Source organism: Ramlibacter sp. (genome assembly GCA_019635435.1).
In the GTDB taxonomy this organism is placed as follows: Bacteria; Pseudomonadota; Gammaproteobacteria; order Burkholderiales; family Burkholderiaceae_C; genus JAHBZM01.
The window spans coordinates 1285270-1296711 of sequence record JAHBZM010000001.1; the positions used below are offsets into that span (position 1 = coordinate 1285270).

The following is an 11442-nucleotide window of genomic DNA, read 5'->3' on the forward strand; positions in this document are numbered from 1 at the left end:
GAAGGGGACGCCGAAGCCAGACCTAGCTTCAGACCCTTTTGAAAGATACAAGGACTTCACCATGTCGAACCGTTCCAGCCGCCAGGGTTTCATTCACCCCTATGCCAGCGAAATCACCCCGCGCCAGGTCTATGAAGGCCGGCGTGACCTGATGAAGCTCATGGCCACCGGCGTGGCCGGGGCGGCACTGGCCTCCTGGGCCGGCCGCGAGGCGCTGGCGCAGGTGCCGCGGCCCGGCAAGCTGGCGGCCCTGCCGGGCGGCAAGACGGCGGTGGCCGGTGGCGTGACCATGGAAAAGGTCACCGACTACCAGGACGCCAGCACCTACAACAACTACTACGAGTTCGGCACCGACAAGGCCGACCCCGCCCGCAATGCGCACACCCTCAAGACCTCGCCCTGGACGGTGGAAGTCGAGGGCCTGGTCAAGAAGCCGGCCAAATACAACCTCGAGGACCTGATCAAGCTCAGTGCCCAGGAAGAGCGCATCTACCGCCTGCGCTGCGTCGAGGGCTGGTCCATGGTGATTCCGTGGGTGGGCTATTCGCTGAGCGAACTCATCAAGAAGGTGGAGCCGCTGGGCAATGCGAAGTACGTGGAGTTCATCACCCTGGCCGACCCCAAGACCATGCCGTTCGTGGGCTCGCGCGTGCTTGACTGGCCCTATGTGGAAGGCCTGCGCATGGACGAGGCGATGAACCCGCTCACGCTGCTGACCTTCGGCATGTATGGCGAGGTGCTGCCCAACCAGAACGGCGCGCCGGTGCGGCTGGTGGTGCCCTGGAAGTACGGCTTCAAGAGCGGCAAGAGCCTGGTGAAGATCCGCTTCACCGAAAAGGAGCCGCGCACCGCCTGGAACAAGGCCGCCGCGCAGGAATACGGCTTTTATTCCAACGTCAACCCGAATGTGGACCACCCGCGCTGGAGCCAGGCGACCGAACGCCGCATCGGCGAGGACGGCCTGTTCGCCAAGAAGCGCAAGACGCTGATGTTCAACGGCTACGAGCCGCAGGTGGGCCAGATGTACGCCGGCATGGACCTCAAGAAGTTCTTCTGATGGACACGGCCGCCAAAATGCCCCGGCGCGCCGCTGCCGTCGGTCCGCTGCTGCTGCATCCCGCGGCCAAGCCGCTGGTGTTTGTGGCGGCCCTCCTGCCTTTTGCCTGGCTGGTGTACGGTGCGTTTGCCGATGCCCTGGGGGCCAACCCCGCCGAGTACCTGATCCGTTCCACCGGCGACTGGACCCTGCGCTTTTTGTGCATCACGCTGGCGGTGACCCCGGTGCGCACGCTGGCCGGCCTGCCGGCGCTCGCGCGCTTTCGCCGCATGCTGGGCCTGTTCACCTATTTTTATGTGGTGCTGCACCTGCTGAGCTACAGCTGGTTCGACATGGGCTTTGTCGTGGCCGACATCGCGAAGGACATCGTCAAGCGGCCGTTCATCCTGGTGGGCTTTGCCGGGTTCGTGCTGCTCACTCCGCTGGCGGCCACGTCGTTCAACCGCGCCATCAAGGCGCTGGGCGCCCGGCGCTGGCAACTGCTGCACAAGCTGGTCTATGTGATTGCCGGGCTTGGCATCCTGCATTTTTTCTGGATGCGGGCAGGCAAGAACAACTTTGCAGAAGTGGCGGTCTACGCCGCCATCCTGGGGACGCTGCTGGGCTGGCGCCTGGTGCAGTTTCTGAAGAAAAAGAGGCTGTAGTCCAGGCCAGCCGGCCACTGCGTGCTATATAAAACGTAGCAAGTCAGCGCACCAGATGCTCGGCGCGCATCTGGTCCGCGGCGGTTTCGCGTTCCCGGATCAGGTGTGCGCGGGCGCCATCCACCAGCACTTCTGCCGCGCGCCCCCGGGTGTTGTAGTTGCTGGCCATGCTCATGCAATAGGCGCCGGCCGACAGCACGGCCAGCAGGTCGCCGGGCTGCACGGCCAGCTCCCGGTCGCGGCCAATCCAGTCGCCGCTCTCGCACACCGGGCCCACCACGTCGTAGGTGCCGCTGGGGCCCTCGCGCCGCGCCACGGGCACGATGGCATGGAAGGCCTGGTACATTGCGGGCCGCGGCAGGTCGTTCATGGCCGCGTCGATGATGCAGAAGTTCTTCTGCTCGCCGGGCTTGAGGTAAAGCACTTCGGTCAGGCAGACGCCGGCATTGCCCACCAGCGAGCGGCCGGGCTCGATCATGAACTCGCGGTCACCGAAACCACGTGCATCCAGCTTGTCGAAAAGCCGGCGCCACAGCGCGTCGGCGGCCGGCGGCTGGTCGCCGTTGTAGTTGATGCCCAGGCCGCCGCCAAAGTCGATGTGCTGCAGCGTGATGCCGGCCGCTTCGACCGATTCAACGAGGTCAAGCACGCGGTCCATGGCGTCGAGGTAGGGCGTCTCGTCGGTGATCTGCGAGCCGATGTGGCAGTCGATGCCCACCACCTTCAGGCCAGGCAAGGCCGCGGCGCGCCGGTAGGTTTCAAGCGCGCGCTCGTGGGCCACGCCGAACTTGTTGCCTTTCAGGCCCGTGGAGATGTAAGGATGGGTCTTGGGGTCCACGTTCGGGTTCACGCGGATGCTGACCGGGGCTGTGGCGCCCGCGGCCTGGGCCACCTCGTTGAGCACCTCGAGCTCGGCTTCGCTCTCGACATTGAAGCAGCCGATGCCGGCCTGCAGCGCCTGGCGCATTTCAGCCCGCGTCTTGCCCACGCCCGAAAAAATCACCTTGGCAGGGTCGCCGCCCGCGGCCAGCACGCGCTGCAGTTCGCCCCCCGAGACGATGTCAAAGCCGCAGCCGGCCTGGGCGAACACCTGCAGCACGCCCAGCGATGAATTGGCCTTCATGGCGTAGCAGATGCGGGCCTTGCGGCCGGCAAAGCCGCGCTGGTAGGCCGCCAGGGCTTCGAGCATGGCGGCCCTGGAGTACACGAACAGCGGCGTGCCGTGGGCCTGCGCGAGCTCATGCAGGCTGGTTTGCTCAATGCGCAGGTCGTTGCCATGGAAGGCAAGGTGAGGGTGGCCGGGGAGCAGGGAATCGTTCATGGCAGTCTGGGGAATCGGGAAATCTTAGGCGGGCGAGGCGGGTGAGGCCATGGGCAATTCAAGGTCGTGCGCCGGGAGCGCGATGGATTTGACGGTGGCAGCGGGCCGTGGCGGACAGAATGCCGGCGCTCAGCGCGACGGGGTGCTGGCCGGGGCCGCGGGTGCCGGGGCCGCGTCCCGCGAGCCTGGCGCAAGCGTCTCGGGCAGGGTCGCGCGGCGGGCGGCCGCCGGATCGGTGGGCAGGTACAGCGGACCCTTCTGGCCACAGGCGCCCAGGACAACCGTGCTCGCGGCAAGGGCAAACGGCAGGGCCCGGGTGGCGGTGCTGACTAGAATCCGGGAGAGTTTCAACATGGCGAAATTGTAATGACCGATCCCGAGTTCATGGACCGCGCCGAGGCGCTGCTGCGGCACATCGAATCGGCCTGCGACCGCATCAATGACCAGACCGATGCCGACATTGACAACCAGCGGGTCGGCGGCATGGTCACGCTGACGTTTCCCAACGGCAGCCAGATCATCGTCAACCTGCAAAAGCCCTTGCATGAAGTCTGGATGGCCGCGCGGGCCGGCGGCTTCCACTACAAATTCGACGGCCGGTCCTGGATGGACACCAAGGGCCAGGGTGAGTTCCTGGCCCATCTGTCGCGCTACGCGAGCGAGCAGGGGGCCCAGCGCCTGGACTTCAGTTCCTGAACAGGTCCAGGATGCTCTTTTTCTCGTCCGCTGGCGGCAGCGCAAGCTTGGGCGGCTGGCTCCCGTCGGGCCCGATCAGGCTTTTGTCTTCCAGGCCCAGGCTGCTGACGCCCGAACCGCGCGCGTATTCGTCGTAGTACCACTCGCCGCCCACATTGATCACGCCTTCGGGCGCTGAAGGTTCGGTCACCGGAACGCCCTTGAGCGCCGTTTCCATGTAGGTGATCCAGACCGGCAGGCTGAGGCGCCCCCCGGTTTCGCTCTCGCCCAGCGACCTGGGCGTGTCATAGCCCATCCAGACAATGGCCGTGAGCGTGGGCTGGAAGCCGGCGAACCAGTTGTCGATGGCGTCATTGGTGGTGCCGGTCTTGCCATACAGGTCCGTCCGCTTGAGCGTGGCCTGGGCGCGCGCCGCGGTGCCCGAGCGCGCCACTTCCTGCAGCAGCCGGTCCATGATGAAGGCGTTGCGCGCGTCGATGGCCCGCACCGACTCGTTGAGCAGGGGGGGCTGGCTGTCGACCAGGATCTTGCCCTTCTGGTCGACGATCCGGGTGATCAGCCACGGGTTGACGCGGTAGCCGCCATTGGCGAAGACCGAATAGGCGGTGGCCATCTGCATCGGGGTCACGGACCCCGCGCCCAGCGCCATGGTCAGGTAGGCCGGGTGGCGCTCGGCCTCGAAGCCAAAGCGCGTGATCCAGTCCTGGGCGTATTGCGCGCCCACGGACTGCAGGATGCGGATGGACACCATGTTCTTGGACTTGGCCAGCGCGGCATGCAGCGCCATGGGGCCCTCGAACTTGCCGTCGTAGTTCTTGGGTTCCCAGGGCTGGCCGCCGGTCACGCCGGCATCGAAGAACAGCGGCGCATCGTTGACGATGGTGGACGGCGTGAAGCCTTTTTCCAGCGCCGATGAATAGATGAAGGGCTTGAAACTCGAACCTGGCTGGCGCCAGGCCTGGGTGACGTGGTTGAACTTGTTCTTGTTGAAATCAAACCCGCCCACCAGCGCGCGGATCGCGCCATCACGCGGGTCCATCGAGACGAAGGCGCCCTCGACCTCGGGCAGCTGGGTGATTTCCCAGGTGTTCTTGGGCGTCTTCACGACGCGGATCACGGCGCCCCGGCGGATCTTGATCTTGGGCGGTGCCTTGTCGGACAGGCCGGACTGCGCAGGCCGCAGGCCCTCGCCGGTGATCTCGACCGTTTCGTCGTTCTGGCGCACCGCGATGATTTTCTTGGGGCTGGCTTCCAGCACCACGGCAGACATCACGTCGCCGTTGTCGGGGTGGTCGTTCAGGGCATCATCGATCGCGTCATCCAGTTCCTTGGCGCCGGCGGGCAGCTCCACGAACTTCTCGGGGCCACGGTAGATCTGGCGCCGCTCGTAGTCCATGATCCCCTTGCGCAGGGCTTTGTACGCCACGTCCTGGTCCACGGCCTTGAGCGTGGTGTAGACATTCAGGCCGCGCGTGTAGGTCTCGTCACCGTACTGGGCGTGCACCAGTTGCCGCACGGTTTCGGCCACAAACTCCGCGTGGATGCGCGCGTTGTCGGGCCCGGACCGCACATGCAGATCCTCCTTGCGGGCCGCCTCGGCCTGCGCAGCCGTGATGAAGCCGTTTTCCTCCATGCGGCTGATGATGTAGAGCTGGCGGACCCGGGCGCGCTTGGGGTTGGAGATCGGGTTGTTGCCCGAAGGGGACTTGGGCAGGCCGGCCAGCATCGCGGCCTCAGCCACGCTGATGTCCTTGAGCGGTTTGCCGAAGTAGGCTTCGCAGGCCGCGGCGAAGCCGTAGGCCCGGTTGCCCAGGAAAATCTGGTTCATGTAGATTTCAAGAATCTGGTCCTTCGAAAGAAGGTGCTCCAGCTTGAAAGTCAGCAGGATCTCGTAGATCTTGCGGGTGTAGGTCTTTTCCGAGGACAGGTAAACATTGCGGGCGACCTGCATGGTGATGGTCGAAGCGCCCTGGCTCTTGAAGCGCCCCATGTTGGCCAGCCCGGCGCGGATGACGCCTAGGTAGTCCACCCCGCCATGGGAATAGAAGCGCGCGTCTTCAATGGCCAGGACGGCATCCTTCATCACTTTGGGAATCTCGGCGATGGGAGTCAGGTTGCGGCGCTCCTCGCCGAATTCACCCAGCAAGACGCCATCGGACGTGAAGACGCGCAGCGGCAGCTTGGGGCGGTAGTCGGACAGGTCGGAGATGTCCGGCAGGTTGGGATAGGCAACCGCCAGGGCTACGGCCACCAGCAACATCAGTGACAACGCCCCCGCCAGTGCCGTCGCCGACACCCAGAAACCAATGCGGATCAGCCAGCCCAGCCACAATGGACGTTTTGCTCGGGATGCGCGCGACTCGCCGGGCTCGGCAGATGGTGTGGTGTTAGGCATGAAAACTCGCGTAAGGTCCCGTTGGCATTATAAAAACCGGCACCTGTGCCGCCTGCAACCCGGGATTTTGCTGCCGGGAAAGCGCTCCGCCAAGGCGATCACCCGGGGCGCCAAGCTGCTCAGTATGCCAGTACCGAACGTCAGTTTTTGGCAACGCTCGAAAGCAGTCAAAACGGAAAAAACCTTTGCCGGACAAGGAGCTTACTGCTAGCATTCAAGTGAATTCTTAAGTTTGTTACACCTGTTGCCGGGTGGATTTCAGGGGACTGTCTTGATCTCTTTGGGGTCTTTGTTTAGCCGTCAACCCGCGCCGCTGCTGGGTTTGGACATCAGTTCGTCCAGCGTCAAGCTGGTGGAACTGGGTCGCGACAAGGGTGGCAACCTGGTGCTGGAGTGTTGCGCGATCGAGCCACTGGAGCGTGGCTGGATCACCGACGGCAATGTCGAGAAATTCGACGAGGTCGCCGAGGCCATGCGCCGGGTGGTCAAGAAAAGCGGCACGCGCACGCGCAATGTCGCGATGGCGCTGCCTCCGTCCGCGGTCATCACCAAGAAGATCATCCTGCCAGGCGGCCTGACGGACCAGGAATTGGAAATCCAGGTCGAAACCGAAGCCAACCAGTACATCCCGTTTTCCCTGGACGAAGTGAGCCTGGACTTCTGTGTGGTGGGGCCCAGTGCAACGTCGGCCGGTGACGTGGAAGTTTTGATCGCCGCCTCGCGCAAGGAAAAGGTCCAGGATCGCCAGGGTCTCGCGGAGGCCGCGGGCCTGAAGCCGGTGATCGTCGATGTGGAATCCTATTCATCGCGGCTGGCGGCGGGCCGGCTGATCGAGAATCTGCCGAACAAGGGCGTGGACACCATGGTCGCCCTGTTTGAAGTCGGTGCCTTCACCACCAGCATGCAGGTGATCTCGAACGACGAGGTGCTCTATGACCGTGATCAGGCATTCGGTGGCGCGCAACTGACCCAGTTGATCGTTCGCCAGTATGGATTCTCGGCCGAGGAAGCCGAGACCAAGAAGCGCAATGGCGATCTGCCCGAGGACTATGAATCCGGCGTGCTCAAGCCGTTTGTGGAAAGCCTGGCCCAGGAAGTGGGGCGGGCGCTCCAGTTCTTCTTTACCAGCACGCCGCACAACAAGGTCGATTACATCCTCCTGGCTGGCGGGTCGGCTGCTTTGCCCGGGCTGACCGACGCCGTGACCCAGCAGACGTCGTTTGCCTGCACCCTCGCGGATCCGTTTGAAGGCATGCAGATTGGCGCGAACGTGCGCGAGAAAAAGATGCGGCGAGAGGCGCCGTCCTACCTGACCTCCTGCGGCCTCGCGATGCGGAGGTTTGTCCTGTGATTCTCATCAACCTGCTCCCGCACCGCGAGGAGGCAAGAAAGCGCAAGCGGGAAGCCTTCTACGCCGCGCTTGGCGCTTCGGCGCTTGTTGGCGGCGTCATCGCAGGGGCCATCTTCCTCTGGTACCAAGCCCAGATTTCGACTCAGCAGGGGAAAAACCTGGTGTTGCAGAACGAGATCAAGCGGATGGAGGCGCAGATCAAGGACATCGCCAATCTTCAGGGTGAGATTGCCGCGCTGCGAGCCCGCCAGCAGGCGGTGGAGGACTTGCAAGCCGACCGCAACCTGCCCGTGCACCTGCTGAACGAATTGACCCGGCAACTGCCCGATGGTGTGTACATCACCAGCATGCGCCAGGAGAACCAAGCGGTTCTGATCCAGGGCGTTGCACAGTCCAATGAGCGCGTGTCCGAACTTCTGCGCAATCTGTCCAACAACAGCGACTGGCTCGCGCGGCCTGAACTGGTGGAAATTGTGGCTTCATCAATCGCCCTGGGACAGCGGGATCAGCGCAGGGTGTCGAACTTCAACATCCGCGTCAAGCTGGTGCGCGCGAGTGAGGTGAAACGGGCGGCTGAGGCAGCGAGCGGCGCTGTTTCCCCGTCGGCTTCGTCCGGAACAAAGGGCTGACCCGATGGCGACAAAGAAGCTTCCCAATGTCGATTTCGCTGCCTTGCAGGAGCGAATCCAATCGCAGTTTCGCGGCCTGGATCCCAATGACCCGTCATCGTGGCCTGCTTTCCCGCGGTATGCGCTTTGCCTTGTCCTGATGGCTGCGATCGTGGTGGCCCTCTGGTTTGTCTGGCTCAATGGATCCGATGCGGAGCTCGAGAGCGAGCGCGGCAAGGAAACGCAGTTGCGCGAGGACTACAAGAAGAAGCTCACGCAGGCGGTCAACCTGGATGCCTTGAAGAAGCAAAGGGAGCAGGTGCAGCAGTACGTCACCCAACTCGAAAAGCAATTGCCGAGCAAGGCTGAAATGGACGCTCTGCTGTCTGACATCAACCAGGCGGGCTTGGGTCGAAGCCTGCAGTTTGAGCTGTTTCGGCCAGGGCAAGTCAGTGTCAAGGAGTATTACGCGGAATTGCCCATTTCCATCCGCGTTGTTGGTCGTTACCACGACGTGGGTTCTTTTGCCTCCGATATCGCGAATCTTTCCCGGATTGTGACCCTGAACAACCTGACGATTGCTCCGAGTCGCGATGGAAACCTGACGATGGATGCAATTGCGAAGACGTTCCGCTATCTCGACTCGGACGAGGTTGCCGCACAGCGCAAATCCGCTGGGCCCAAGGGAGCGAAGAAATGAGGGCGCGCGTCTTTCTGGCTGCGAGCGTTGTCATCGCGCTGCATGGTTGCGGGTCCTCGGGCGAGGATGAGTTGCAGCAATGGATGAACGAGCAGCGCAGCCAGACCAAACCCAAAGTCCAGCCGATTCCCGAGCCAAAAAAATTCACGCCGCAGGCCTACAACGGGGAGGCCCTGACGGATCCCTTCAGCAGTCTGAAGTTGACCCAGGCGCTCAAGCGGGAATCGTCGCAGGTGACGTCCAACGCCGGGTTGATTGCTCCGGAACTGGCGCGCCGCAAAGAAGCGCTGGAAGCCTATCCGCTCGACACCATGGCCATGGTTGGCAGCATCGTCAAGGGTGGGCAACCGGTGGCCCTGGTTCAGGTGGACAAGCTGCTGTATCAGGTCCGGACAGGGAATTACTTGGGACAAAACTATGGCCGGGTCATGAAAATTACAGAGACTGAGCTGACTTTGCGTGAAATTGTGCAGGATGCGGCAGGCGAATGGATAGAGCGTCCAGCCACGTTGCAACTGCTGGAGAGGTCAAAATGAAAAATCGAAACGGAATGTTGTGGTGGTGGGTGCGCAAGGGATTGGCAATGTTGTCGATTGCCATGCTGCCGCTCGCTGCTTGGTCGCAGAATTCTGTGGAGGCCGTTACCGGGTCGATTCAGGGGGGCTCCGAGGTTGTCAGGATCGATTTTTCGAAGCCACTTGCGGCCATTCCCGCCGGGTTTGCGATTCAGGCGCCTGCCCGCATCGCCCTGGACTTTCCGGGCATCTCCAATGGGCTGGGGCGGTCGACGGTAGACATCAATCAGGGAAACCTGAAATCAATCAATGTGGTTCAAGCCGGAGAGCGTACCCGCCTGGTGCTGAACCTCAAGGCTTCGACGGCCTACAAGGCCCAGATTCAGGGTAAATCACTGCTGGTTCTTCTGGACCCCGTGCCAGTGGCCTCCACGACGCCTGCCAATGGGGTGGCTTTTGCCGCCAGCGGAACTGGCGAGATCCTGCCGCTTCGTGATCTTGATTTCCGGCGCGGCCCGGACAGCTCCGGCCGCGTGATTGTGGATCTTCTCAACAATCAGGTTGGAGTGGATATTCGGCAGCAAGGCCAGACTCTGGTTGTCGAATTCCTCAAGTCCTCCCTTCCCGAAGGACTCAGGCGGCGTCTTGACGTGTCCGACTTTGGCACGCCGATTCAATCGGTGACGACGTTCCAGGTCGGCGACCGGGTGCGGATTGTGATTGAACCCAAGGGCGCTTGGGAACACAGCGCCTATCAAAGCGACAACCAGTTTGTTGTCGAAGTACGTCCTCAGAAAATTGACCCGACCAAGTTGACACAAGGACCCGGTTTCAGCGGCGAAAAAATCACGCTGAGCTTTCAGAGCATTGAAGTCCGTTCCCTGCTTCAGGTGATTGCGGACTTCACCAACTTCAATATCGTCACCTCGGATTCGGTGACTGGCGCCGTGACCCTTCGCCTGAAAGATGTGCCATGGGATCAGGCGCTGGACATCATTCTGCAGGCCAAGGGGCTGGGCATGCGAAAGACGGGCAACGTCCTGTGGATCGCACCCAAGGATGAAATCGCTGCCAAGGAGAAGCTGGATCTGGAGTCCAAGGCTGCCATCCAGAATCTGGAGCCCCTTCGCACGCAGGCTTACCAGTTGAACTACACCAAGGCCGCGGAAGTCGCCGCGCAATTGACTGCTGGTGGTTCGGGTAGCGCGGCGAGCGCACGGATTCTCAGCACGCGGGGCAGCGTGATTGCCGAGCCCAGAACCAACCAGCTCTTTGTGACAGACATCGGAAGCAAATTGGAGCAGGTGCAGCAGCTGATTGCAAAGCTTGACGTGGCAGTTCGCCAGGTGCTGATTGAAGCCAGAATTGTTGAGGCTTCCGATACCTTTGGAAAATCTCTAGGCGTACGGCTGGGAGGCAGTGATTTGAGGGGAATCCGGGGTGGTGATTCCGGTTATTCCGTTGGCGGCGGCAACAGAATAGCGCTGGGGGGCACGTATGACGCCGTTTCTGGAACGACAGGGGAGTCGTCAGCAACGTTGAACACGGTGAACACAAACTTTGTCAATTTGCCGGCAGTGGGTCAAGGTGGCTACAACGCAGCCAGTTTTGCAATCTCGCTCTTCAGTTCTGCTGCAAACCGATTCCTGAATCTTGAACTGTCGGCTCTAGAGGCGGACGGACGGGGAAAACTTGTTTCAAGCCCTCGAATCGTTACGGCGGACCAAACCAAAGCCATGATCGAACAGGGCACGGAGTTTCCCTATCAGCAGGCGACGTCAAGCGGCGCCACCGCCGTGGCTTTCAGGCGCGCCACGTTGAAACTCGAAGTGACGCCGCAAATCACGCCCGAAGGCAATATCATTCTCGACCTCGACATCAACAAGGACAGCCGCGGCGAGACCACGGCGGCCGGGATCGCGATCAACACCAAGCACATCAAGACACAGGTGCTTGTGGAGAACGGCGGTACTGTCGTCATCGGCGGCATTTTTGAGTTGAACGAGACAGAAAATGAGGCCAAGGTGCCGGTTCTGGGTGACCTCCCGGCCATTGGCAACCTGTTCAAGAGCAAGCAACGCTCCTCCAGCAAGCAGGAGGTCCTGGTTTTCATCACTCCGAAGATGATTTCGGATCGGGCCGCAGCGCGTTGAGT

12 protein-coding genes are annotated in these 11442 nt (G+C 62.1%); 9 read left to right on the top strand and 3 right to left on the bottom strand.

The window, feature by feature from the left end:
* The first annotated feature begins 61 nt into the window (after positions 1–61).
* Together msrP and KF796_06135 are read left to right on the top strand one after the other, a co-directional pair.
* Positions 62–1057: a protein-methionine-sulfoxide reductase catalytic subunit MsrP gene (gene msrP, locus KF796_06130; protein MBX3586202.1), complete on the top strand. Its 996-nt coding sequence runs from the start codon at positions 62–64 to the stop codon at positions 1055–1057.
* 17 nt (positions 1058–1074) lie between these two features.
* Positions 1075–1701 (top strand): sulfoxide reductase heme-binding subunit YedZ, encoded by a 627-nt coding sequence (locus tag KF796_06135; protein ID MBX3586203.1) that lies wholly within the window; start codon positions 1075–1077, stop codon positions 1699–1701.
* Between the two features lie 43 nt (positions 1702–1744).
* On the opposite strand, the gene lysA is transcribed toward KF796_06135, so the two are convergent.
* Positions 1745–3022 (bottom strand): diaminopimelate decarboxylase, encoded by a 1278-nt coding sequence (gene lysA / locus KF796_06140; GenBank protein ID MBX3586204.1) that lies wholly within the window; start codon positions 3020–3022, stop codon positions 1745–1747.
* A 129-nt stretch (positions 3023–3151) separates the two neighbouring features.
* The gene (locus KF796_06145; GenBank protein MBX3586205.1) at positions 3152–3376 is read right to left on the bottom strand and encodes a lipoprotein; all 225 of its coding nucleotides are present in this window, start codon (positions 3374–3376) and stop codon (positions 3152–3154) included.
* Between the two features lie 12 nt (positions 3377–3388).
* Here KF796_06145 and cyaY point away from each other — a divergent pair, with 12 nt between their 5' ends.
* Positions 3389–3718, top strand: coding sequence for an iron donor protein CyaY (gene cyaY, locus KF796_06150; protein ID MBX3586206.1), 330 nt, complete (start codon positions 3389–3391; stop codon positions 3716–3718).
* Here cyaY and KF796_06155 read toward each other — a convergent pair.
* Entirely contained in the window at positions 3708–6113 is a 2406-nt protein-coding gene (locus KF796_06155) for a penicillin-binding protein 1A (GenBank protein MBX3586207.1), read from the bottom strand. The two genes, cyaY and KF796_06155, sit on opposite strands and share 11 nt — an antisense overlap.
* Between KF796_06155 and KF796_06160 the strand changes: the two genes are divergently transcribed.
* From KF796_06160 to KF796_06185, 6 genes are read left to right on the top strand one after another with little or no spacing between them, the layout of a single operon-like run.
* Positions 6112–6324 (top strand): hypothetical protein, encoded by a 213-nt coding sequence (locus KF796_06160; GenBank protein ID MBX3586208.1) that lies wholly within the window; start codon positions 6112–6114, stop codon positions 6322–6324. The genes KF796_06155 and KF796_06160 overlap by 2 nt on opposite strands.
* Before the next feature lie 60 nt (positions 6325–6384).
* Positions 6385–7464 carry a pilus assembly protein PilM gene (locus KF796_06165; protein ID MBX3586209.1) on the top strand — a complete coding sequence of 360 codons (1080 nt, stop codon included), beginning with the start codon at positions 6385–6387 and terminating at the stop codon, positions 7462–7464.
* A complete protein-coding gene (locus KF796_06170) occupies positions 7461–8093 on the top strand; it encodes a PilN domain-containing protein (GenBank protein MBX3586210.1) in 633 nt (210 codons plus the stop codon). Before KF796_06165 ends, KF796_06170 begins: the two co-directional genes overlap by 4 nt.
* Positions 8094–8097: 4 nt before the next feature.
* Positions 8098–8772 carry a type 4a pilus biogenesis protein PilO gene (locus tag KF796_06175; protein ID MBX3586211.1) on the top strand — a complete coding sequence of 225 codons (675 nt, stop codon included), beginning with the start codon at positions 8098–8100 and terminating at the stop codon, positions 8770–8772.
* Positions 8769–9308: a pilus assembly protein PilP gene (locus KF796_06180; protein MBX3586212.1), complete on the top strand. Its 540-nt coding sequence runs from the start codon at positions 8769–8771 to the stop codon at positions 9306–9308. The genes KF796_06175 and KF796_06180 overlap by 4 nt, the downstream gene beginning before the upstream one ends.
* Complete coding sequence (locus tag KF796_06185; GenBank protein MBX3586213.1) at positions 9305–11440, top strand: type IV pilus secretin PilQ; 2136 nt, start codon at positions 9305–9307, stop codon at positions 11438–11440. The genes KF796_06180 and KF796_06185 overlap by 4 nt, the downstream gene beginning before the upstream one ends.
* The last annotated feature ends 2 nt before the right edge of the window (positions 11441–11442 follow it).